The 22,954-nt window shown below is 66.2% G+C and carries 11 protein-coding genes; 5 read left to right on the forward strand and 6 right to left on the reverse strand.

Annotated elements, in window-relative coordinates; genetic code table 11:
* Nucleotides 1-459: 459 nt before the first annotated feature.
* Both ABZW16_RS31665 and ABZW16_RS31670 read right to left on the reverse strand, forming a co-directional pair.
* The gene (locus ABZW16_RS31665) at nt 460-1,152 is read right to left on the reverse strand and encodes a GNAT family N-acetyltransferase (protein ID WP_354959759.1); all 693 of its coding nucleotides are present in this window, start codon (nt 1,150-1,152) and stop codon (nt 460-462) included.
* A 67-nt stretch (nt 1,153-1,219) separates the two neighbouring features.
* On the reverse strand, nt 1,220-1,879 hold the full coding sequence (locus tag ABZW16_RS31670) for a hypothetical protein (protein ID WP_354959760.1): 660 nt from the start codon (nt 1,877-1,879) through the stop codon (nt 1,220-1,222).
* Between ABZW16_RS31670 and ABZW16_RS31675 the strand changes: the two genes are divergently transcribed.
* Entirely contained in the window at nt 1,860-2,063 is a 204-nt protein-coding gene (locus ABZW16_RS31675) for a hypothetical protein (protein ID WP_354959761.1), read from the forward strand. The two genes, ABZW16_RS31670 and ABZW16_RS31675, sit on opposite strands and share 20 nt — an antisense overlap.
* Here ABZW16_RS31675 and ABZW16_RS31680 read toward each other — a convergent pair.
* Both ABZW16_RS31680 and ABZW16_RS31685 read right to left on the reverse strand, forming a co-directional pair.
* Nucleotides 2,048-2,662, reverse strand: a complete 615-nt coding sequence (locus ABZW16_RS31680) for a maleylpyruvate isomerase family mycothiol-dependent enzyme (RefSeq protein ID WP_354959762.1) — start codon at nt 2,660-2,662, stop codon at nt 2,048-2,050. The two genes, ABZW16_RS31675 and ABZW16_RS31680, sit on opposite strands and share 16 nt — an antisense overlap.
* Complete coding sequence (locus tag ABZW16_RS31685) at nt 2,574-2,837, reverse strand: maleylpyruvate isomerase N-terminal domain-containing protein (RefSeq protein WP_354959763.1); 264 nt, start codon at nt 2,835-2,837, stop codon at nt 2,574-2,576. The genes ABZW16_RS31680 and ABZW16_RS31685 overlap by 89 nt, the downstream gene beginning before the upstream one ends.
* Before the next feature lie 211 nt (nt 2,838-3,048).
* On the opposite strand from ABZW16_RS31685, the gene ABZW16_RS31690 reads away from it, so the two are divergent.
* Nucleotides 3,049-3,558 (forward strand): maleylpyruvate isomerase N-terminal domain-containing protein, encoded by a 510-nt coding sequence (locus tag ABZW16_RS31690; protein ID WP_354959764.1) that lies wholly within the window; start codon nt 3,049-3,051, stop codon nt 3,556-3,558.
* A gap of 25 nt (nt 3,559-3,583) precedes the next feature.
* Here the strand turns inward: ABZW16_RS31690 and ABZW16_RS31695 are convergent, their stop codons facing one another.
* Both ABZW16_RS31695 and ABZW16_RS31700 read right to left on the reverse strand, forming a co-directional pair.
* On the reverse strand, nt 3,584-3,946 hold the full coding sequence (locus tag ABZW16_RS31695) for a tyrosine-type recombinase/integrase (protein ID WP_354959765.1): 363 nt from the start codon (nt 3,944-3,946) through the stop codon (nt 3,584-3,586).
* A 105-nt stretch (nt 3,947-4,051) separates the two neighbouring features.
* On the reverse strand, nt 4,052-4,255 hold the full coding sequence (locus tag ABZW16_RS31700) for a cold-shock protein (RefSeq protein ID WP_327099590.1): 204 nt from the start codon (nt 4,253-4,255) through the stop codon (nt 4,052-4,054).
* A gap of 661 nt (nt 4,256-4,916) precedes the next feature.
* Between ABZW16_RS31700 and ABZW16_RS31705 the strand changes: the two genes are divergently transcribed.
* From ABZW16_RS31705 to ABZW16_RS31715, 3 genes are all read left to right on the forward strand, one after another.
* Nucleotides 4,917-5,237 carry a hypothetical protein gene (locus tag ABZW16_RS31705; RefSeq protein ID WP_354959766.1) on the forward strand — a complete coding sequence of 107 codons (321 nt, stop codon included), beginning with the start codon at nt 4,917-4,919 and terminating at the stop codon, nt 5,235-5,237.
* 17 nt (nt 5,238-5,254) lie between these two features.
* Entirely contained in the window at nt 5,255-5,491 is a 237-nt protein-coding gene (locus ABZW16_RS31710) for a hypothetical protein (protein WP_354959767.1), read from the forward strand.
* A gap of 851 nt (nt 5,492-6,342) precedes the next feature.
* Nucleotides 6,343-22,881 carry an amino acid adenylation domain-containing protein gene (locus ABZW16_RS31715; RefSeq protein ID WP_354959768.1) on the forward strand — a complete coding sequence of 5,513 codons (16,539 nt, stop codon included), beginning with the start codon at nt 6,343-6,345 and terminating at the stop codon, nt 22,879-22,881.
* Nucleotides 22,882-22,954 lie beyond the last annotated feature (73 nt).

Consider the following 22,954-nt stretch of genomic DNA (forward strand, 5'->3'; position numbering starts at 1 on the left):
GTCCGGAGGGGGTATCGACCAGTACGCCAACCTCCTGCAACACCGAAAACTGCTGGTCATCGGGAAATAGTGGTGGCGTGACGGCGCTGGTCCGGTTGCCGCAGGTTCGTGCCCGGCGGGGCGTGTCGATGCCGACGAGACGCGGACAGATCCGCGTATTTGCTCTGCTCAGCCGCATGTAACGCGGAGATCCGCGGCTCCGCTCCGGCCTTGACCCGATCGCGAACGAATTCGAGCTGCGCTCGGTCGACCAACGCGCCCGGATGCACGAACCCGTCCGCGCTGCCCCTCGGACCCGGCGGTGCGGAATTCGCGTCTGCAGCACTCCCGCAACCGGCCAGAATCAACCCGGCAACTGCGACAACGATGCCAAACCTCGGTCTCACGTTGCCGGACGGTACCGCGACTCGGCAACCGACTCACACCGGTGGAGCGTCACCGTGCCGATGGTGCGCCTAATCAGTCGACGGCGCGCTCGAACTCCAGCTCGTCGCGCAGCGGGATGTCGTATGTGCCCAATTCGGGAATCTCGGGTTTCAGAGTTCGTCGCGCCTCGTCGACAGCGCCGCAGCGCAGCGCCGACAGTCGGAACCCGCGCCTCTGGTAGAACCGGATCGCGTCCAGGTTGTCGTTCGTTGTCACCAACCACAGGCGTGAACATCCTCGCCCGCGAGCGACTTCCTCGAGCCGGTCGATGAGCGCCGTGCCCACGCCGCCCCATTGATCGGACGCGCGCATGACCACGATCTCGCAATCGGTGCCGACGATGTCGTACGCCAGCGCACCGACCATTTCGTCATCATCCAACGCAACCAGGATCTGCCGCTCGCGCGCGTCGACCAGCTCGCCGCGGCGGGCTATCCGCGCCCAGTGATGCACCTCGAGAAACTTGGCCAGCCTAGCGTCACCAGCGGAAACCTCGGATACGTTCACCATGGACCAATTGTGGAGGATCACTGCGTGATGCGGGTCACATATTCGATGGTCGATGTGCAGCCGAAGCAGCAGAATGTCCAGATCGGGGTCGTTACCGGTGGAACCGGCGACGCGAAAGATCTCCGCCAGAAGGTCTTCGTGTAAAGCGTGCCGGTTAGATGGCAGGGCGCGCGGTTTGTCGAGCCTGGCTGCCGCGTTGTCGGTCGGGCCGATCAACTGATCGGCTTCGGCGTGGTTGTACAGGCACCGCAAAGCATCGATGCCGCCTCGACCAGATCGAGGATCATCCACAGGGCGTGGGGTGCGTGGCCCGGAACGGTGTGGGGGTGCAGACGGCGGCGGCGTGGCGGTAGGCGGCCTCGAAGTCGCCGCGCCCGAGCGCCGTGAGTGTCTTCGCATGCGCGGCGTAGTGGAGTACCAGACCGACGCGGTTGGGTGCGGCCCATCGAGTCATCTCGTCGGTCAAGGCATTCACGATTTCCTCGTCACCTCGGGCGGCTGCGACGTAGGCGCGCTGGAATTGCAGTAGGCCGCCGAGTAGTAGGTATCCGTATCGGCGGGTGAGGGTGAGTCCTTCATCGGTCATCGGCTGTACGCGGTCCCATTCACCGGTCATGGCGCAGTCGTAGCCCAGCAGGACGAACGCTTCGATCGCCGAGGTGATCGTGCCCCCGGCGCGCCCGTGTTCGACGACTTTCTCCAGTGCCGCACGGCATCCAGCCAGCCGGTCGGCGTAGGTCGCGGCGATGGCGATACGCACGATATGGGCGTGGTCGAACTGCTCGCCGATGCCCGCCACCGCCGCGTCGAGCCGCCCGAGCGTGGAAACCGCCAGACGGGCGGGTTCGACGAACGAACTGCCGAGCAGGACAAGGAATTCCGGTCGGTGAGTTCGACACCGCTTTTCGTCCTGATGAGCGAGCGTGTTGCGTACGTATGCCACGATTTCGGCCGCCTACGGTCTCGGCGCGACCGACCGCGACCGCGGCCACGTCCTCGGTCTCGACGCCGCCGAGATGGCGGCGACGAATACCGGCCGCCTTGACCGCGCTCGTCCCATACTCGTCTCGGGGGTCTCGCTGGCACGTTTTACGTTGCGCTGGAACCGGATTCACCCAACCGCATAAGATCGGTTTGAGAACTGGGCCAGCACGGTAAACGACTTACGCCAAGTCATCCCATCCCCATCGGTCTCGGCTCGGGACCTCCGTTGGGTGACTCGAAGGCAGAAGTCGAGGGCACTGCCCTGAACTCGTTGCAGGGCATCTTCTGGGCCCCATACCCAGGCTTGGCCGTCGAGGCTAGTCAGCTCGATACGGAACGGCTCTGCCGGAGCAGGTAATTGGGCAGCATAGAACGACAGCTCTCGTCCTATCACTCCCAACGAGGCCACATGCCGGAGCCGACTCGTCGGACGGCGTGACACATCCAGTGCATCGAAAATATCCTGCCCGTGAGCCCACGTTCCCATTAGCCGAAGCGGCACCATAAGCGCTGCGGTCAGCTGCGAGCCGTACCACGGAAACCCATGGCCCAGTGGAACATCACGTAGCGCCGCCGCTACCTCGGTTCGACCAGTACGCCATTGTTCCAGCAGTACTGATCGTGGTTTGGCTGCGCCCGCGGCGGCGTCGAGATCAGCGTATTGACTGCTTGCGGCTTCTGCCTGCTTCAGTACAGCGTCGAACGCCTGCGGGGTCCGTATAGCAATGAGAAACGTTCGCATCAGCCGAAGCAAGATGAGCGATCTGGTGGGCGATCGTCCACCCCGCTGCCGGCGTGGGCTTCGACCAGTCGGTCTGCGCTGCTACCAGGGTGTCAAGCTCACCTCCTTCAGCCACCAGGTCGGGTAGAGCAAGGTCGCGCTCTACACCAGACATGTCGAGGCCGTAGTCCAGCATTGGTATCACCTTCACACGCATCGACGGCGACGGGCTTGTCCCGTTTGGAGGGGTAGTTGATCTGGTCTGACCAGGCTACCTGAGCTTGATTTCAGCGAGTCGAACTGGTTCTGGCACAAGGTTTTTAGCGGCGTTGGGGATCGAGTCATGCGTTGAACAGGAGGCGGCGACCACACTGTCAGGTGCCATTTCTCGCGACGCACTCTGGGGCATGGCCCACGCCGAACGTGCCGCTCTGGCCGACGATCTCGCCGATCTGAATGAAAGCCAGTGGGCGCAGCAATCGCTGTGCGGTCAGTGGACGGTGGAGGCGGTTGTCGCTCACCTGACCGCGGGCGCAAGTAACGGCCGGCTGCGCTGGCTGGTCAGAGTCGTCAGCGCCCGCTTCGATTTCGAAAAACACAATGACCGGCAGCTGGCCGGGCACGTGGCACCACCGCGGCCGAGACTTGGAGCGATTCCAAGCAGTCGTCACCAGCACCACTGCGGCGTCCGGGCATACAGCGGCATGGCTCGGGGAGGTGGTCGTCCACGCCGACGACCACTGTGGATGCTGCGCGAACCGTCGATCGAAGCCGCTACCGAAGTTGCCCACTTCTACGCCAGCCGCGACTTCACGGTTCCGAGCCGGAGCATGATCGAGGGGCTCCGTCTCGAAGCGACCGACGGCCCCTTCGCCATCGAACAGGCCCTGTGGTCAGCGGAACGACAATCGCCTTGACCATGGCAATGGCCGGCCGCACTGCCTATCTCGATGATCTGACCGGGCCTGGCGTACCCACCTTGCGCAGGCTGCAGGCGCCATGAACTGTGCGGCACCACCCGCTTGAGCCGGTTCTTCGTTGTTCCGCCCGCACCCGCAGTGTCCGATGAGCCGGATCAACGTCATCAGTGCGCAGCGAACACAGCTTTTCTCGCCGCAGCGCCACATCGTAGGCCAGCGCGAGCTTCACCCGGTTGCGGATCGGCTCCTCGGCAGCCACGGCCAGCAGCTCCAGCCACTGCGTCTCGGTGGGGATCCACGGCAACTTAGCCTCAATACCATTCAGATCAAATGGCGCCCCCAAGGAACCGTTGCGCTCGAGCCGATTCTGTACGGCTGGAATCAAGCCATTTCTCCGATGGACGGTCAGCGGCGGCGGCCTGGTTCATTGCCCCGGAACACGCAACAGCCCCGCACCCTGAGGGGGCGGGGCTGTACCGAGCTGCGTCGATCAGATAGCGCGGACGTCCTGGGCCTGCGGGCCCTTCTGTCCTTGTCCGACCTCGAACTCCACGCGCTGTCCTTCTTCGAGGGACTTGAATCCCGAGCCGGATACGGCGGAGTAGTGCACGAAGACGTCAGGGCCGCCACCGTCCTGCGCGATAAAACCGAAGCCCTTTTCGGCGTTGAACCACTTCACACTGCCTTGAGTCATTGCTTAATTCATTCTTTTCTGTAGATGAGCCAAGCGGATCACGTCGATAAGCCTGATCTCACCGGACAACCATCCCATGGATCGACGGCAGAAACGCAGAGTGTGAGCCAACCGACCCTCAGCGCCCGGGACGGTCACTGCCTGCCGTGTCCTGTCGGATGTTGATCTGACGCCACTCCCGATCTCACCGCGCCTTCCGCCGGTGGGCGAGCGCTCAGCCGGTCGACTACAGGACCGTGGCGGCACCGGCCAGATCTCGACCAGAACCGCGCGGGCCGCCGTGCGCTGTCGAGCCCTGGCCGGTCGGAACCCACACTTTTCCCTCGGCATCCAGCCAGCCGGACACGGTGATGGAGCTCGCAAGATTGGCTCCCGGTGAGCGATCGGCCTATTCGGCCGGCGCGTCTATTACGCGTATTGGGAAGACGCGCAAGATGATCGGCGCCAGATTGCCGCTCAGTGGCGGGCCGGTGCCTCGCCGGGGACCGCATTTCCGTGTGACGGATTGCTGTTGTGTTTGATTCAACCGCCCGCTGGTCGGACGCGGCCAACGGTGGACGGGCTGAGGAACATTACCGTGAACTGATCGCCGAGATTCCCGGACTCGCGCATCGGCTGCGGAACTGTCAGTTGCACAGCCGAATTCGATCGGCCACCGACATTGTCGTCCTACTTCCGTCGGTCCTCGGGTCCGGGCTGGGTACTGCCGGGAGACGCCGGGCATTTCAAGGATCCGGTTACCGCCCAAGGGATTCGGGACGCACCGCACTACGGACGACTGCTCGGCGAGAGCGTCGCGCCGGTACTCGACGACCCGCGCGCGCTCGACCGGCGCTTGCGGGCGTGGGAGCGGCGACGTGAATGCGAATGTCTCGATATGTACCAGTGGACAATTCGTCTGGCCCGCGGCGAGGCGATGACAGCGATCGAAGTCGAGCTCTACCGCGCGGCAGTGGCAGACCCCGCCCTGCTCGTGCGCTGATGGAGGTCGTTGCTCGGATGCGACTGCCGCGTGACCTGCTCACCGTCGGCCAGCAGTTGGCCCTTTCGGTGCGGGCCATAGCGGGCGGGGTTGGCGGCCACGGGCAAGCGGTCCGTGATGTGCTGCGCGACTTGGGGGGCTCGGTAGGGGAGTGGCACGAGCGCCAGCGCGCGACCTGGTTCGGATTGCCGCCGCTGCCCGGCGCGCCGTCGCCGCATGGCGTACGGCGATCCGCCGCGAGATCGTCGGCGTAATGGCGAAGTACACGGCCTTGCAGGGCGGGCGATCCTGGACAGGTCGATCCTGTCGAGATTCAAGGCCCGGTCTGGGCACGGTGCCGACCATCGTGCCGATATCCGGTTCTGCTCCCGGGCGTCCCACCACGATCGAATTGCTACGGCTGAGCGTCACCGTTGGCAGGTGGCTCGCTCGGCGAACACTGCCGCTCCGAGGGGCGGCACCACGCGGTAGAGGAACGGACCGACGCAAGTTGTATTCTGGCCAGCCGGTCGCCTCGAAGTCGCTGAGCAGGCTCAGGTCGCCGCCGTCCCCGACCGAGGCGATCGCGAAGGCGACGACGCCGCAGGTTGTTCCTTCTCACCCGGGGAGCAGTGGAACGTCTGCCCTTTGCTGGTTCCAATGATCGCCCGGATGTCGTCGAGGGTCGCCTCACCGGGTTCGTCGCTGCCCATATGGGTGGCCGCGCCCTCGATGATCCTTTGTTCGGTGGCCCGGCCTTTGGGGTGAGTTGCACCCTGCAGACCGTGGCGATTCAGTCGTCGATTCCCTGGTTCCAGGCGGGCCTCCAGGCCGCGCGGCGAGGATAGCTATGATTCTGCAACCGGTAAGTGCTCTGCCCCGGACGGAAGCCGTTGTGACATCATGACGCCGCTGCCTGTGATTTGATAGGGCACAAATGCTCCAAAATCGATTCCTTCTCGCTTTGTTCGACACTGGTCCGCTAACGGTGGCCGGGTTCCAGCCGGGTTCGTGGGTTTCGGCACAACCTGCGGGCTAGAGGCGAGAGGACTGTAGTACTCGAATGGATAGGGTTCGTCGCACTGTTCGGGGTCGAATTCGCCGCAGATCGAGTAGCCCGCTCTTCATGCAGTTGCTGGTCGCCGCGGTCGAATCCGCGGCCGACTCGATCGCGATCAGCTACAACCCGACCGGCGAACCGGCTGATCAGCGCGAACTCACCTACACAGAGCTGGACGAGTCGTCATCGCGACTGGCAAGGGAACTGATCGATCGGGGCGTGGGCCCGGGCGACGTCATTGCCGTCGGCTTCACCCGCTCGATCGAATCGGTCCTGGCCGTCTGGGCTATTGCCAAGACCGGTGCGGCCTACGTGCCGGTCGATCCCACCCTTCCGCCGGAGCGCAGCGCATACATCGTCGCCGACTCTCGGGCGGTGCTGGGGCTGACCAACTCGGCGCATCGCTCGCGGCTCGGCACCGGGATCTACTGGCTCGACATCGATGATCCGCTGCACCGCGAGCGAATCGCGGCACGGCCCGGACATCCGATCTCCTACGTCGATCGGGTGTGCGCACCGACCGAACAGCATCCGGCCTATGTCATCTACACCTCCGGCTCCACCGGTCGCCCGAAGGGCGTCGTGGTGACCCACGCAGGTCTTGCGATGCTGGTCAACGCTCAGCGACAGCGCTATGCGGTCGATGGCGATTCGCGGGTGCTGCACGTTTGTTCGCCGAGCTTCGACGTCTCGGTGCTCGAGCTGCTGCTGGCCTTCAGTTCCGGCGCGACGCTCGTGGTGTCCCCGCCGACGGTGTTCGGCGGCGCCGAACTCGCCGACCTGTTACGTCGTGAGCGGGTCACGCACATGCTGATCACGCCCGCGGCGCTGGAGTCGGTTGATCCGGTCGGACTCGACGCGTTGCGGGTCGTGGTCGTCGCGGGTGATGCGTTCGGTCCCGGGCTGGTCGAGCGGTGGGCGGTCGCCGGGCGGTCTTTCTACAATGCTTATGGACCCACCGAGGTCACCATTCTCGCCACGGGCAGCTCCGAGTTGCTGCCTCGGCAGCCGATCACCATCGGCACCGCCCTCGCGGGTGTCGGCGCGGTGGTGCTGGATTCGCGGTTGCGGCCGGTACCCGCCGAAGTGACCGGCGAGCTCTACCTTTCCGGCCCGGCGCTGGCGCAGGGCTACCTGGGGCGGGCGGCGCTCACGGCGGAACGATTCGTGGCCAATCCGTTCGGCGCGCAAGCCGGTACCCCTGGCGCGCGGATGTATCGCACCGGCGATCTGGTGCGGCGTCGCATCGCCGATGGCGCAATCGAGTATCTGGGCCGCTCGGATTTCCAGGTGAAGATCCGCGGCTTCCGTATCGAGCTCGGTGAGATCGACGCCGCACTGACCGATCACCCCGATATCGAATATGCCGCGACTCTCGGCAAGGTCGCGCCCTCGGGCGCGACCGTACTGGTCTCCTATGTGCTGCCGCAGAACGGCACTTCCATCGATAACGGAGAACTCCTGCGCTTCGCGGGAGCCGCATTGCCCGGCCATATGGTGCCGTCCGCGATCGTTGTGCTCGACGAGATTCCCTTGACCTCCAACGGCAAGCTCGATCGGCAGGCGTTGCCCGAGCCGGTGTTCGAGGCGGCGGTGTCGCGTGCCCCGGTGGGCGCCGTGGAATCTCGGCTCGCCGAGTTGTATGCCCAAGTGCTCGGCGTGCGGGTCGGGGCGGAAGACTCCTTCTTCGCCGCCGGTGGAGACAGCATTCTGTCGATCCAGCTGGTGTCGCGGGCCCGTGCGGCAGGGATAGTGTTCACCCCCCAGGATGTGTTCGAGCAGCGCACCGTGGCCGGGTTGGCGCGGGTCGCGGTGGTCGGTGCCGAGCCCGTGCCGAGGCTCGCGGAGTTTCCCGGCGGCGGTGTCGGGGAGATTCCGCTGACGCCGGTGCTGGCCGCCTATCTGGCCGGCGGGCGGTCGTTCGGCCGGTTCACCCAGCACATGGTGCTCGCCCTACCCGAGCACATCGACCGAGCCGGTGTGGTGGCCACGCTTGCCGCGGTACTGGACCACCACGACATGCTGCGCGCACAAGTGTGGTCTGCCGACGGGCGATGGCAGCTCCGAACTCTTCCGCCGGGTGCGGTGGACGTGGACGCGCTGCTCACTCGTATCGACACGCCCGTCGGTCTGAACATTGATGAGTTGTGCGGAACTGCCAGTGCGGCAATGGATTCCGCTCTGGACACGCTCGACCCGGCGTCGGCCCGGATGATCGCATGCACCTGGCTGTCTCGACCGGACGGCCGAGATGCGCTGATCATCGCCGCGCATCACTACGTGATCGATGGCGTGTCGTGGCGCATTCTGATCTCGGACTTGGTGACCGCGTGGGCGCAACGCGATGGTGGGCACCGGATCACCCTGCCCGGCGTCGGCACGTCGTTCCGGCGGTGGGCGCACGGTCTGGTCGAGGCGGCGACCGCCGCGGACCGTACCAGCGAGCTGTCGTACTGGCGGCAGGTGCTGGCCGTCGCTGACCCGCCGCTGGGCGCGCGGGCACTCGACCCGGGCGTCGACACCGCGGCAACCGTGCGGCGTTTCACCGTCGCGGTGCCGGCCGAGGTCACCCATGCGGTGTTGACCGAGTTGCCGCTGCTGTATCGCGGTGGAGCCAACGACGGTCTGCTCGCGGCATTGGCGCTGGCGGTGCGCACGTGGCGGGCAAAAAGAGGTGTCGATGCCGCGGCGACGCGAGTACGGCTCGAGGGGCACGGTCGTGAAGAAACCGCCGTTGCCGGTGCCGATCTGAACCGCACTGTCGGCTGGTTCACCAGCATGTATCCGGTGGTGCTCGATCTGTCCGGAATCGACGCCGATGCTGTGTGGAACAACGGTGACGTGACCGCGGCGATGCTCAAGGCGGTGAAGGAGCAGTTGCTCGCGGTGCCGGATAAAGGCATCGGTTTCGGCATGCTGCGTTATCTCAACACCGATACCGCGGATGAGCTCGGCGGTCCGCTGGGCCAGATCGGCTTCAACTATCTCGGCCGGATTTCCGCGAGCGACGTGCCGGAAGGGCTGACCGATCGGAGTTGGCTGCCGACCGCCGACTGGGGCACCCCGGAGGCCGACCCAGATCGGGCGATGCCCGCGGCCGCGGTGGTGGATATCAACGCGGTCGTGGCCGATACCGACGCAGGCGCGCAGATGAATGCGTCGTTCGCGTATGCGTCCGAGATCCTCGACGAGGCCTGCGTGCGGGAGTTGGCCGAGTACTGGGTGGCCGCACTGACCATGCTTGCCGGACATGTACACGATCCGGCGGCCGGTGGCCTGACACCGGCGGATGTTCCGCTCGTGCGGATCACCCAGGGGGAGCTCGATAGCTGGCAGCGGGAGCACCCTGGTCTGGTCGATGTCCTGCCGCTGTCGCCCCTGCAGCTCGGATTGCTTTTCCTGACACAGGTTTCGGATGATTCGGCAGATCCCTATCTGCTGCAGTTGGCCGTGGAGTTGTCCGGCGTGATCGATCTGGATCGCCTGCGGCGGGCGGCGCAAACGGTGCTGGATCGGCATATGATCCTGCGGGCCGCGTTCGGAACTTCGGCGGCGGGCACTCCGGTCCAGATCGTCGCCGAGGGTCTGGCGGTTCCGTGGCGGATTGTCGACACACCGGAGGCGGATCCGGCGTCGGCACTGGCCGCCGAAGCGCGCCTCGGATTCGATCCGACGGTGGCGCCGCTGCTGCGATTCACGGTGTATCGCACGGACTCCGGACGCGTACATCTGGTGTTGACCGCGCATCACATTCTGTTGGACGGCTGGTCGATGCCGTTGCTGATGAAGGAACTACTGGTTTCCTATGCGGCCGACGGTGATTCGACGCGGCTGCCGCCGGTCCGGGCGTATCGGGACTATCTCGCCTGGCTGGCGCGATACGACCGGGACGCCACCATGCGGAGGTGGCGCGGAGCGCTGGCAGGTCTGACACCGACTCGGCTGGCCGCGACCATGCCGCCGCCCGCGACGACGGCCGATGGCCACGGGGTTTGCGCCGCCGACCTGTCACCCGCGGAGACGGCGGCGCTGCTGACGTTCGCCGCCGCGACCGAGGTCACCGTCAATACAGTGGTCCAGGCAGCATGGGGTCTGGTGCTCGCGGCCTGTGTCGACGGCGATGATGTTGTGTTCGGCGCGGTGGTTTCCGGGCGGCCGCCGCAGGTCGACGGAGTCGACGAAATGGTCGGCCTGTTCGCGAACACCGTCCCGGTTCGGGTTCGGGTCGACTCCGATGCGCCGGTGCGGCAACTGCTGATTGGACTTCAGTCCGAACAGGTTTCGCTGCTCGACTGTCATCACATCGGGTTGGCCGATATTCAGCGCGCCGCTGGTGTGGGTGAATTGTTCGATTCTCTGGTGGCGTTCGAGTCGTATCCCGTCGACACCGATGGTTTGCGGCAGGCCCATGGGACGATCGATGGGCTGGAAGTCGTCGATCTCCAAGGTGGGAACTTCACCCACTATCCGGTGGCCGTCCAGGTCGAGTTGGGTAGCCAACTACATCTGCGGGTGCAGCACCGGCGCGACATGATCACCACCGCGACCGCGCAGGCGCTCGCTGAGCGGTTGCGGGTGCTGATCGGTGAATTCGTTGTGGCGCCGGAACGCACACCGGCGGAAATCAATCGGATCTTCGATGATCGCGGCGATTTGATCGCGCAGACGCGCTACTGGCGCACCGCGCTCGAGGGGCTTCCGGATGAGCTGAACCTGCCCACGGCTCGCCCGAGGCCGGCGGTGTCCTCCCTTACGGAAGCCCGCGTCGGGTTCGAGATCGGTGCGGATCTGCAGCACCGGCTACATCAGGTCGCACGGACACGTGACACGACGGTGTTCACCGTTGTACACGCGACATTCGCGGTACTGCTTGCGCGACTGTCGGGTACCGATGACATCGCGATCGGCACCCCTATCGAAACGAGCGGATCGGTCAACACGCTGGTACTGCGCACCAGGGTGCCGGGTGAAATCTCCTTCGATGATCTGCTTGCGAAGGCGAAAGACATTGCCCTACAGGCATTCGCACGAGCAGACCTGCCCTTCGACGGGTTGGTGGCATTACTGGATCCGGTCCGGTCGGATGCGCGTCACCCGCTGGTACAGGTGATGCTGTCCGCTGGTGATCGGACTCCTATCGGCCGCGGGTTGTTCGATCTGTCCCTGCACATTCGGGAGAACCGAGACCGCGCGGGCATCGCCGCGAACCTCTCCTTCGCGCCCGATCTGTTCGACCGTCGTACCGTGGAGGTCTTCGCCGAGCGATTCCTCCGGCTGCTGGCGGCCGCGGTGCACCGACCCGGGGACCCGGTCGGTGACCTGCCACTGCTCGGCGACGACGAACTGGCCCTGCTGACCCGGGTGCACGACGACGATGTGCGGTCGCCCCGATTGCTGCCTGACCTGCTGACCCGTGGAGTCGCGCTGGGCCGGGACCGGGTTGCGGTGCGATACCAGGGTCGGTCGATCAGTTATGGCGAACTCGACGAACAGTCCTCGCGGTTGGCGAGAGTGTTGATCGATCGGGGTGTCGGTCCCGAACTGCCGGTCGCGGTGTCGCTGCCCCGTTCCTACGAGATGGTGCTGGCAGCAGTCGCGATCGCCAAGGCCGGTGGTGCGCACCTGCCGGTCGACCCGGCTCATCCCGCGGATCGAGTGCGGCACATGTTGACCGACTCCAGTGCGACCCTGGGCATTACCGAGTCCGAGTATGTCGACGGGTTGCCCGATGAGGTGGATTGGCTGGTGCTGGATGCACCGGCGACCGCGGTGTTGTGCGCCGGCAAGTCCGCCGACACGGTGACCGATGGCGAGCGGATCGTGCCGTTACGCACGCAGCATCCGGCCTACGTGATCTACACCTCGGGCTCGACGGGCTTGCCCAAGGGAGTCGCGGTAACCCATGGCGGGTTGAGCGGTTTGGTCGAACATTCGGTCGGTCAGTACCGGCTCGAGCCGCACCATCGGTACCTGCATATCTGTTCACCGAGTTTCGATCCGTCGGTGATGGAATGGATGTGCGCGTTCTCGGTCGGGGCAACGTTGGTGATCGTGCCGTCGACTGTCCTGGGCGGACCGGAGCTCGGTGAGTTGCTCCGGACCGAGGGGGTGACGCACACGATCATCACTCCCGCGGTGCTCGGCACGGTCGACCCGGCCGGTGTGGACCAGTTGGAAGTGCTTTTCGTGGGCGGGGATGTGCTGACCCCGGAGCTGTTGGCCAAGTGGCAGCCGGGCCGCCGGTTGTTCAACGCCTACGGTCCGACCGAGGCGACGGTCATGTCGTCGAATGTGGAACTGGTTGCGGGGCAGCACATCACGATCGGCAAGCCGATTCTGGGTAGCTCGGCGTTCGTGCTGGATCCGCGGTTGAATCCGGTACCGCCCGGGGTTGCGGGTGAGCTGTATCTGGCCGGTGCCGCGTTGGCTCGTGGCTACTGGAACCGCGCCGGGTTGTCCGCGGATCGGTTTGTCGCCAATCCCTGGGGTGGGCCGGGTTCGCGAATGTATCGCACCGGCGACCTTGTGCGCTGGTACGCGGCGCCCGAGGATCGGGCGGGGAATGTGGCCCATCCGTCGGCGGATTGGCAGCTCGACTATGTGGGTCGCTCTGATTTCCAGGTGAAGGTCCGCGGTTTCCGTATCGAGCTCGGCGAGATCGATGCGGTGCTCGGCCGGCATGGCGATATCGATTTCGTGGTCACGCTGGGTCGTGAAATGCCCGGTGGTGCAACGGCGTTGGTGTCGTATGCACTCGCGGCGCCGGGGCGGGTCGTGGATCCGGTCGGGCTGCGGGAGTATGCGGCGGAGATTCTGCCCTCGCATATGGTGCCCGCGGCGATTGTGGTGCTGGACCGGGTTCCGTTGACTTCGAATGGCAAGCTGGATCGTAAAGCGTTGCCGGAGCCGGTATTCACGACGACGGTATCGCGTGCTCCAGTCGGCGCGGTGGAGTCGCGGCTTGCCGAGCTCTTCGCGCAGGTGTTGGGTGTGGAGCGGGTCGGGGTGGACGATTCGTTCTTCTCGGTCGGTGGTGACAGCATCATGTCGATCCAGTTGGTGTCGCGGGCCAAGGCGGCGGGGATGGTGTTCACCGCGCGGGATGTGTTCGAGCACAAGACAGTCGCGGGGTTGGCCCGTGTTGCCGTGGTTGGTGACGAGTCGGCCGCAATGGTTCTGGCGGAGTTGCCCGGCGGTGGTGTCGGCGTGGTTCCGCTGACCCCGGTGCTGGCTTGGTTCCTCGCCAATGGTTCGTTCAGTCGGTTCGCCCAGAGCATGGTGCTCGGCTTGCCGGAGGGAATCGATCGAGCAGGTGTGCTGGCCACTGTCGGCGCGGTGCTCGATCATCATGATGTGCTGCGCTCGCGGGTGTGGCAGGTGGACGGGTCGTGGCGGTTCGAGGTGTTGGCGCGTGGTGCCGTCGAGGTCGACGCGCTGGTAGCCGAGGTCGAGGTGCCCGCTGGTGTCGACCAGACCGAGCTGAACCGAATTGCCAACGCGGCCATGGATTCCGCGTTGGCCACGTTGGATCCCGCCGCGGGCCGGATGATCACGTTCACGTGGCTGCGCAGGCCCGATGCGCGCGATGCTGTCGCCGTCGCGGTCCATCACTATGCGATCGACGGTGTGTCGTGGCGCATCCTGATCCCGGATCTGGTGCTGGCGTGGGCACAGCGCACTGCCGGGCAGCCGGTTGCGCTGCCCACCGTCGGCACCTCGTTCCGGCGCTGGGCGCACGCCTTGGTGGAAGCGGCCGCTGCGACAGACCGTGCCGAGGAGGTCGGTTATTGGCAGCGGGTGTTGGCCGCGCCGGATCCGCTGCTCGGCGCGCGTGCGCTGGATCCAGTCGCCGATACCTTTCAGACCAGGGGCGTATTCGATATCCGGGTTCCGGTCGAGGTCGCCGACGCGGTGCTCACCAAGGTTCCCGCGCTGTATCAGGGCTGTGCCAACGACAGTTTGCTCGCGGCGCTGGCGCTGGCGCTGCGTACTTGGCGGGCGCGGCGCGGTATCGATGCTCCGGTCACTCGGCTGCGGCTCGAGGGGCACGGTCGCGAGGAAGACGCGGTGCCCGGCGCTGACCTGACCCGCACGGTTGGTTGGTTCACCAGCATCAGTCCGGTGGCCATCGACCTGTCCGGGATCGACGCCGAGGCCGCCCTCGCCGGGGGCGAGGCGACCGCCGCGGTGCTGAAATCGGTGAAGGAGCAACTGCTTTCCGTGCCGGATCGAGGCATCGGTTTCGGCCTACTGCGGCATCTGAATCCCGATACCGCCGACGCGCTGGCCGGCGATCTCGGGCAGATCAGCTTCAACTATCTCGGCCGCGTCTCCGCCGGTGCGGTGGTCGACGGCCTGTCGGATGCCGGCTGGTTGCCGACTGGAGAACTGGGAGCCGTTGCCGCAGAGCCGAATCCGGACCTGCCACTGTCCGCGGTGATCGACATCAACACGCTCGTCAGCGATACCGCGGACGGCCCGCGGATGGTGGCGTCGTTCGCCTTTGCCGCCGCGATTCTCGGCGAGGCGGCGGTGCGGGAGCTGGCCGAGGACTGGCTGGCCGCGCTCACCGCGATTGCCGACCACTCGAAGGATCCGGCTGCCGGCGGTCTGACTCCGTCGGATGTGCCGCTGGTGCGGGTCTCGCAGGTGGAGTTGGACCAGTGGCGGCGGAACCATCCTGGACTGTCGGATGTGCTGCCGCTGTCACCGCTGCAGGGCTCCCTGCAGGTGCTTATCGAGCTACTCGACGATTCGACCGACGCCTACATCATCCAGCTGGCGGCGCGGCTGACCGGCGAGCTGGATATGGGTCGGTTGCGTCGAGCCGCGCAGACCATTCTGGACCGGCACGCGAACCTGCGGTCGGCCTTCGTACCCACGGTCGACGGGACGCCGGTGCAGCTGGTGGTGGACGGGGTCGAGGTGCCGTGGCAGATTGTCGACGGCGTATCCGATGCCGAGCTGCCGGACCTGCTGGTTGCCGAGCGGCGGCGCGGATTCGATCCGGCGGTGGCGCCGCTGCTGCGGTTCACCGTGTACACCGCCGTGGGTAAGCACAGGGGGATGGCAGCCGACGGAGCTTGCGGAGTCGGCGGGGTGGGCAAACACAGCCACCTCGTGTTGACCGGACACCACATCTTGCTCGACGGCTGGTCGATGCCGTTGTTGATGAAGGAGCTCCTGGTCCTGTACGCGACCGGCGGCGACACGTCACTGCTCGCACCGGTCCGGCCCTACCGCGACTACTTGCGGTGGATCGCGCAGCAAGACCGGGTGGCCGCGGAACGCGCCTGGTCGGACATGTTGACCGGCGCCACCGCGACCATGCTCGCCCCTGAACTGGCGTGGCCCGCGGCAACTGGCGACGGGTTCGGTCTCTGTGAATTCGAGCTGTCGACCGCACAGACCTCGGCGCTCACCGCGTACGCGGCTACGGCCGAGGTCACCGCCAATACGGTGATACAGGCGGCATGGGGTCTGGTCATCGCCGGAAGCACCGGACGCGACGATGTCGTATTCGGCGCGACCGTCTCCGGCAGACCACCGCAACTCGACGGTATCGGCGACATGATCGGTCTGTTCGTGGATGCCATCCCGGTGCGGATCCGGTTCGATCCGGACACGACGGTGCGGGCCCTGGTGGACGGGTTGCAAGCCGAACAGGCGTCACTGCTGGATCATCACCACCTAGGACTCGCCGCGATCCAGCGCATCGCCGGGTTGTCCGCACCCACCTCGCCGACTACGCAGGCTCCGTCGGCTGCCATCCCGCTGTGCTCACCCACCCCGCCGTCTACGCAAGCTCCGTCGGCTGCCATCCCCCGTGGCGAGTTGTTCGACACGATGCTGGTCTTCGAGTCCTACCCGGTCGACGCCGAGGGGCTACAGCAGGCCAGCGGCGCCATCGACGGGTTGCGGATCGAGGAAATGCGCGGGGCCGACTTCACGCACTATCCGATCACCGTTGTGGTCTTCCTGGATACCCGCACGCTGGTGCAGGTCAAGTACCGGCGCGATATCGTCGCCGACGCGACGGCGCAGGCGGTAGGCGATCGGCTGCGCCGCGTGCTCGGCGATCTGCTCGCGACACCGGACCGTACCGCGGCCGATATCGTGCTGCTGTTCGCCGCCGAAATGGACGACCCGATCACCAGGTCCCGGTACTGGCGCACCGCGTTGGCGGGGCTGCCCGATCGGTTGGAGCTGCCAACGCAGCGGCCGCGCATCGCGGTACGGTCCGATGTCCGTGGGCGGGTGGAGTTCTCGGTGCCGAACGAGGTGCACCTGGGTCTACGACGCCTCGCGCGCACGGCGGGCGTGACCTGGTCCGCGGTGGTGCGCACGGCATTGGCGGTAGTGCTCGCACGACTATCGGGCACCGACGACATCGCGATCGGGACACCGACGCCGGGCAGCCACCGAGCCGAGTTGGTGCTGCGTACCCGCGTGGATCGGTGCGCGCGCTTCGTCGACCTCCTACCGGACGCACACCGGGATGAACTGCAAGGGTTCGCGCACGCCGGTATTCCGTTCGACGAGTTGGTCGATCTGCTGGGAGCGCGGCGGTCGCTGGGTCGGCATCCCCTGTTCCAGGTGGCTCTGTCGTTCGAGAGTCCGCCGGATGCGGTCGGGGATCTGGCACTGGCCATCTCGGCCGCCGATGGTGACTCGGCCCAGATACGCGGCGAGATGTCTTTCGTGCGTGATCTTTTCGATGACGGTACGGCGGAGATGGTTGCCCAGCGGTTCGTTCGAGTGCTGGCGGGGATCGCGGACACGCCCACGACGCGGGTGAGCGATCTGCCGTTGTTGGCCGACGACGAGTACGAGTGGCTGACCCGGATGGGCGGCGGCGCCCCGGTTACCGTCGGGCTGCTGCCGGATCTGCTGGCCAGGGGAGTCGAATTCGGGCGTGATCGCGTCGCGGTGCGCGATGCCGGGCGGCCGTACACCTACGGTGAGCTCGACGAGCTGTCGTCGCGTCTGGCGCGCGTACTGATCGATCGAGGTGTCGCGCCGGAGACGGTGGTGGCGCTGGCGATGCGACGTTCGTACGAGATGATCGCCGCGGTATGGGCGGTTGCCAAGGCGGGTGGCGCGTATCTGCCGGTCGATCCGACCTATCCGGTGGACCGGGTGCGGCACATGGTGACCGATTCCGGTGCGGTGATGGGCATTACGGTCGCTCAGCAGGCCGATCTACCCGACGCGGTGGATTGGCTGGTGTTCGATGATCCCGCGGTGCTAGCTCGCTGCGCCGCCCACTCGGCGGCCGCGGTGACCGACGCGGACCGCCGTGCGCCGCTGCGCATATCGCATCCGGCCTATGTGATCTACACGTCGGGGTCGACGGGATTACCCAAGGGGGTCGCCGTCACCCACGCCGGGCTCGGTGGACTCATCGGCCACACCGTCGACATGCTCGGACTCGGGGCGCAACATCGGATGCTGCACGTGTGTTCGCCGAGTTTCGACCAATCGGTCGAGGAGTGGTCCAGCGCCTTCTACAGCGGCGCCACCCTGGTGATCGCCGCACCGGATATCGTCGGCGGCACCGAACTGCACGACCTGCTGCGCGGCGAACGGGTGACGCATACGATCATCACCCCGGCGCTGCTCGGCACAGTAGATCCCTCCAGCCTGGACGACTTGGAGGTGGTGTCCGCAGGTGGCGAGGCCACCACACCCGAACTGCTGGCCAGGTGGCAGCCCGGTCGCCGCTTCATCAACGGATACGGTCCGACCGAGGTGACGATCGGCGCCACCTACACCACTCTGCTTGCGGGACAACGGGTAACGATCGGCCGTCCGATACCCGGCGGGTGGGCGGCGGTGCTCGATGAGCGGTTGCACCCGGTGCCCGCAGGTGTCACCGGTGAGCTGTATCTGGCGGGCCCGGCGCTCGCCCGCGGCTATCACGGGCGTTCCGGCTCGACGTCGGAACGTTTCGTCGCGAATCCATGGGGTGTGCCGGGCGATCGGATGTACCGGACCGGCGATCTGGTCCGATGGGTCGAGGTGGCTACCGGCTGGGAGTTGGAGTACCTGGGCCGTACGGATTTCCAGGTCAAGATCCGTGGCTTCCGCATCGAGCTCGGCGAGATCGACGCGGTGCTCGCCGCGCACCCCGACGTGGACTACGCGATCACCATGGGGCGCGAAAACCCCAGCGGAGCCACGGTTCTGGTGTCCTATGTGCTGGGCCGGTCGCTGGATCCGGATCACCTGGCGCGGTGGGCAGCGCGGAGCCTGCCATCGCATATGGTTCCCGCGTCGGTCGTGGTGCTCGACGAGATTCCGTTGACCCCGGTCGGCAAGCTCGACCGAAATGCCCTCCCCGAACCGCAGTTCGCGGCGCGCACCTACCGGGAACCGTCGACGATGGCGGAACGGGCCGTGGCCGGTATCTTCGCCGAGGTGCTCGGCGTCGAGCGGATCGGCGCCGATGACAATTTCTTCGAGCGGGGCGGCAATTCGCTGCTCGCCACGCGGGTGACAGCTCGCCTCGGCGTCGCGCTGGATTCCCGGGTACCGGTGCGTGTGCTGTTCGCCGCGCCCACCGTAGCGGGTTGTGCGCGGGAGGTGGCGCAGCTCACCGGTACCGGGAGTCGCCGCGCCCTGGTCGCGGGCCCACGGCCGGAACGTATTCCGCTCTCGCCCGCACAGCAGCGGATGTGGTTCCTCAACAGGTTCGATACCGACTCGACCGCCTACAACATTCCGGTCGCGATCCGCTTGACAGGCGATCTGGATATCGCTGCGCTGGGGCAGGCCTTCACCGATGTCGTTGTGCGACATGAGATCCTGCGAACCGTATATCCGCAGCCAGCGGTCGGTGACTCGGGCGCAGCGGATCCGGTGCAGGTGATCCTGCCTCCCGGACACTCCGTCGTGCCGCGGCTGGAGGTCAGGACCGTCGGTGCCGCCGAGGTGGAATCGGCTGTGCTGGAATTGGTTTCGACGAGTTTCGACGTGACTGCCGAGGTGCCCGTTCGCGCCGTGCTGTTCCGGGTCGCGGCCGGCGAATTCGTGCTGGCCATGGTCGTCGATCACATCGCGGGTGATGGCTACTCCGGTGGTCCTCTCACGCGTGATCTGGCGTCGGCATATGCGGCTCGCGCGCTGGGGCAGGCCCCGGATTGGTCGCCGTTGGCCGTGCAGTACGCGGATTACACGGTGTGGCAACGTGCGTTGCTCGGCAGTGAGGACCAGCCGGGGTCGATGGCGGCCGAGCAGATCGCCTACTGGCGGCGGGCCCTCGCCGACCTGCCGGATCAGCTGGAGTTGCCGAGAGATCGGCCGCGGCCCGCGGTGCAGTCGTTCGCCGGCGGCAGAGTGGAGCTGCGCATCGATGCGCGCGCGCATGCCGCGCTGGCAGGGCTGGCGCGGGCCGAGGGTGCCACGCTGTTCATGGTTGTCCATACCGCGTTGGCAGTGTTGCTGGCCCGATTGTCGGGCACCGACGATATTGCGATCGGCACACCGATAGCGGGTCGGGGCGAGGCGGTACTGGACGATCTGATCGGTATGTTCGTCAACACCCTGGTCTTCCGTACCCGGGTGGATGCGGATGCGGGTTTCACGGAATTGCTTGCGCGGCAACGTGATATCGACGTCCAAGCGTTCGCCCATGCCGATGTGCCCTTCGAGCGGTTGGTCGAAGTGCTGAATCCGGCGCGCTCGACGGCGCGACATCCGCTGTTCCAGGTGGGGCTGTCGTTCCAGAATCTGGCCCCGGCCAGGATGGAGTTGCCGGGCTTGACCGTGGAGGGGTTGGAAACGGATCGACAGCTGTCGCAGTTCGATCTGCATGTGATCATGGCCGACAGCTACGACGAGGACGGAGTGCCGACGGGTATCGGCGGCTACTTCACCTACGCCACGGACCTGTTCGACGAGTCGACGGTGCAGAGTTTCGTGGACCGGTTCGTGCGGGTGCTGGATGCCGTGATCGCGGATCCGCGGGTACCGGTCGATGCGATCGATCTGTTCGCGACCGAAGAAAGTGCACGGATCCTCGCGGGGTGGAACGACACCGCGCACCAGGTGAATACGGCCACCACGTTGGTGTCGTTGCTGGACGAGACTGTCGCTGCCACACCGGGGTCGACGGCGCTCGTTGCTGCCGATGGTACTCCGATCACCTACGGTGAGATCGACGGACGCGTGAACAAGGTTGCGCGGTACTTGATTTCATTGGGTGTCGGCCCGGAGTCGCGGGTGGCGTTGGCTATTCGGCGTTCGGTGGATCTGGTCGTCGCGATGTATGCGGTGAGCAAGGCCGGTGGTGTGTACGTGCCGGTCGATCCGGATCAACCCGCGCAGCGCACCGACTACATTCTGGGGACGGCCGCACCGATTTGTGTACTGACGAATGCCGATGCGGGTTTCGGGACCTCCGCCGCGCCGGTGGTGCTGCTGGATCGACTGGACCTGTCCGCGGTGGACGCGGCCCCGATCACCGACGGTGAGCGGATTGCGCCGCTGCGCGCCGAGCACGCGGCCTATGTGATCTTCACGTCGGGTTCCACGGGCCGCCCGAAGGGTGTCGCGGTCTCACACGGCGCGATTGTCAATCAGTTGGTCTGGAAGACAGCGCAATTCGGATTGACGATCGATGACGCGGTGTTGTTGAAGACGGCGGCGACGTTCGATTTGTCGGTGTGGGAATTCTGGTCGGCCGTGGTCTGCGGCGGTCGCCTGGTGATCGCCGCGCCGGACGGCCACCGCGACCCGGTGTACCTCAACGAACTGATGGCACGTGAGGGCGTGACCACGCTGCACGCGGTGCCGTCGATGCTGGACGCATTACTGACGGGTCGGCTGCCGGATTCGTTACGTCGGGTGCTGGCCATCGGCGAGACCCTGCCTGCCGCGCTGGCGCGCCGTTTCGAGGCGGCGGCGCCGGAGACAGCGCTGTACAACCTGTACGGCCCGACCGAGGCGGCGGTGTCGATCACCAGCCATCAGGTGGGCCCGTTCGATGAACCGGCCGTGCCGATCGGTCGGCCGGTGTGGAACAGTCAGGTGTATGTACTGGATTCGCGGTTGCGGCCGGTTCCGGTCGGCGTCGCGGGTGAGTTGTACTTGGCCGGAGTGCAGTTGGCGCGGGGCTACTTCGGTAGCGCTGACCTGACGGCGGATCGTTTCGTCGCCAACCCGTTCCAGTCGGGTGCCCGGATGTATCGCACCGGCGATCTAGTGGCATGGAATGCCGACGGCGAGCTCAACTACCGGGGCCGTACCGATTTCCAGGTGAAGATTCGTGGCTTCCGAATCGAACTCGGCGAGATCGACGCGGTACTGGCCGCCCATGCGGAAGTGGATTTCGCCGTCACGGTGGGCAGGGAGAATTCCACTGGGGCAGCGGTTCTGGTGTCGTACGTGGTTGCCGCCCCGGACCGGGTGATCGATCCGGATCGGCTGATCCGCTGGGCCGCACGGACCTTGCCGTTGCATATGGTGCCCGCGGCGATCGTGGTCCTCGACGACGTCCCGTTGACCCAGGTCGGCAAACTCGACCGCGCGGCATTGCCCGAACCGGAACTCGCGACCCGCGCCTACCGCGCACCGACGACACCGCTGCAGACCATGGTCTGCGAGATTTTCGCGGAGGTACTGTGTCTCGATCGCATCGGCTTGGATGACAACTTCTTCGAACTCGGCGGAAATTCGCTGATCGCGACCAAGCTGACGGCTCGGTTGAGCGACGCGGTGGCCCAAACGATTCCGGTCATGTGGGCGTTCACCGCCCCCACCCCGGCGGGCATCGTCGCGGAGTTGCGTGCGCGGGGCGCAGAGGGTGCCGGTGCCGACGCGGCATTCGATGTGCTGTTGCCGCTGCGAACCTCTGGCACCGCCGAGCCACTGTTCTGCATCCATCCGATCGGGGGCATCGCGTGGTCGTTCGCCGGGCTGGCGGCCCACCTCGAGGCGGATCGGCCCATCTACGGTCTGCAGTCACCCGCGCTGGGTTCGGCGGCCCCACTGCCGGATTCGATAGAGGATTGGGCGCGGCTCTACGTCAAACACGTTCGTGCGGTGCAACCGGCGGGTCCCTACCACCTGCTCGGCTGGTCACTCGGCGGTGTGCTCGCGCATGCCATGGCCGTCCAACTCCAGGACGAGGGCGCGCAGGTCGCGCTGCTGGGCATGATGGACAGTCGACTACTCGACACCGCCGCCGAATCCACCCTCGCGGGGATCGAGGTAACGGCGCCGGAACTGCTCGGTGGACTGCTCGGCGATCAGGCCGCGGAATTCGGCCTGGACGAAACCGTGGAAGTGACCCAGCTGGCACAGCGGTTGAGCACGCTCCCCGAGCCGTTCGCATCCTTCGGGGCCGCGCGGATCGAACGGGTCGTGAGCGCGGCTATCGGTTCGGCGGCTCTCAGCGCGGCATATCGTGCGCGGTCTTTCGGCGGGGACCTCGTCTACTTCGCCGCGGCCCACGATGATCCGACGGGTTCCGTCGGCGCCGCGACCTGGTCGGCCGCAGTGGCGGGTTCCGTGCACAACCACCCGATTGCCACGACACACTGGCGGATGACCACCGATGCGGCGCTCCGGCGTATCGCGGAGGTCCTGCACGAGTGGTTGTGACGCGACGATCCAGCGACGGCGAAGGCGTCGCCATCCACTCTGCGATCGGACAACGTATCGGTCCCGGCTTCCA

Source organism: Nocardia sp. NPDC004604 (assembly GCF_040609795.1).
Taxonomy (GTDB): domain Bacteria; phylum Actinomycetota; class Actinomycetes; order Mycobacteriales; family Mycobacteriaceae; genus Nocardia.

Excerpts from the sequence above, each read along its gene's own strand:
- ABZW16_RS31710 (WP_354959767.1), top strand. The coding sequence starts at position 5,255 with ATGCGACTGCCGCGTGACCTGCTCACCGTCGGCCAGCAGTTGGCCCTT.
- ABZW16_RS31715 (WP_354959768.1), top strand. The coding sequence starts at position 6,343 with ATGCAGTTGCTGGTCGCCGCGGTCGAATCCGCGGCCGACTCGATCGCG.
- ABZW16_RS31700 (WP_327099590.1), bottom strand. The coding sequence starts at position 4,255 with ATGACTCAAGGCAGTGTGAAGTGGTTCAACGCCGAAAAGGGCTTCGGT.
- ABZW16_RS31690 (WP_354959764.1), top strand. The coding sequence starts at position 3,049 with ATGGCCCACGCCGAACGTGCCGCTCTGGCCGACGATCTCGCCGATCTG.
- ABZW16_RS31685 (WP_354959763.1), bottom strand. The coding sequence starts at position 2,837 with ATGCTGGACTACGGCCTCGACATGTCTGGTGTAGAGCGCGACCTTGCT.
- ABZW16_RS31680 (WP_354959762.1), bottom strand. The coding sequence starts at position 2,662 with ATGCGAACGTTTCTCATTGCTATACGGACCCCGCAGGCGTTCGACGCT.